Here is a 1,417-nt window from a genome sequence, read left to right as displayed (position 1 = left end):
GGGCCTGTCAGTTCGTTTGTGTAAGGGCCTGACCTGGTTGGTGATGTTATGCCTTGTCCAGGCGTCCGGGGAACATGATGTCGAACTGGTTCATGGCGATCTTCCAGTTGTAGGTTGATCTGCCTCCGCGGCTGGCGCGGGCGGTGCGTCCGATTTGGCGGCAGCCCAGGTAGAGCAACTTAATCAGGGCTTCGTCGGTCGGGAAGTGACCGCGGGTCTTGGTGATCTTTCTGAGCTGGTAGTTGATCGACTCGATCATGTTCGTGGTGTAGATGACCTTGCGAACCTCCGGTGGGAAAGCGAAGAAAGGGATCACCTGTTCCCAGGCGGCGTCCCACTGCCGGCGGATCGCCGGATACTGCCGGCCGATCTCGGAGTCGGTCCAGGCGTCAAGGGCGTCGCGGGCGGCTTGTTCGGTCGGTGCGCCGTAGATTAGGCGCAGCTGCGCGGCGACCTTCTTGCGGTCGGCGTAGTTGACCCACCGCAGCGACGCTCGGGTCAGGTGCACGATGCAGGTCTGCACAAGCGCGTCCGGCCAGACGGCCTCGATAGCGGCGGGCAGACCGACCAGGCCGTCGCAAACGACGATGAGCACGTCGTGCAGGCCGCGGGCACGCAGGTCGTTCATCACCCGCAGCCAGAACTTCGCGCCTTCGGTCTGCTCGACCCAGATGCCCAGGACCTCCTTCTTGCCGTCAACGTCGACCCCGACAGCCAGGTGCGCGGCCTTGTTCCTGACCATGCCCCCGTCACGGACCTTGCAGACGATGGCGTCGAGGAACACCACCGGCCACACCGCATCCAGCGGCCGGGTCTGCCACTCCTTGACCTCATCGAGGACCTCGTCGGTGATCTTGGAGATCAGATCCGGAGAAACACCGATGTCGTAGATCTCGGCGAGGTGGGCCTGGATGTCGCGCACGGTCATGCCCCGCGCATACAACCCGATGACGATCTTGCCGATGCCGTCCAGACGCCGCTGTCCCTTACGCACGATCTTCGGCTCGTGAGTGCCGTTACGGTCCCGCGGAACATCGATCTCGATGGCACCCGCCTCAGTCAGGACCGTCTTCGACGAGTACCCGTTGCGGCTGTTACCCGACCCCTGCCCCGTCGGATCACCCACCTCATAGCCGAGATGGTCGGTCAGCTCCTCCGCCAACGCCCGCTCCAGCACCGCCTTGCTCATCTGCCGCAACAGACCACCATCACCGAGCAACTCCACACCCCGCTCACGGGCCTGCGCAACCAGCGCCTCCGCCTGCTGCTGATCCACCAACCGCGGCTCATCGGCATCCCCACGCCGCCGCCCCACCTCAACAGCGTCCTGCACATCGCTCATAGCGTGTCCTCCTTCGAATCGCTCAACGACTCGGAACAGAGGTCACGCCCTTACACAGCAGATCTGACACCCTCC

General features: G+C 63.9%; 1 protein-coding gene. It reads right to left on the bottom strand.

Annotated features, from left to right (window positions below):
• Positions 1–46: 46 nt before the first annotated feature.
• Positions 47–1,342 carry an IS256 family transposase gene (locus GVV04_RS31930; protein WP_235967394.1) on the bottom strand — a complete coding sequence of 432 codons (1,296 nt, stop codon included), beginning with the start codon at positions 1,340–1,342 and terminating at the stop codon, positions 47–49.
• Positions 1,343–1,417: the final 75 nt, after the last annotated feature.

It is taken from the genome of Micromonospora rubida (genome assembly GCF_009908295.1).
GTDB classification, from domain to species: Bacteria; Actinomycetota; Actinomycetes; order Mycobacteriales; family Micromonosporaceae; genus Micromonospora; species Micromonospora rubida.
Note: the sequence above shows the minus strand (reverse complement) of the source record. Positions and strands in the feature narration are given on the sequence as shown.

Bases quoted from the DNA above. Each gene is read 5' to 3' on its own strand.
- GVV04_RS31930 (WP_235967394.1), bottom strand. From the start codon at position 1,342: ATGAGCGATGTGCAGGACGCTGTTGAGGTGGGGCGGCGGCGTGGGGAT.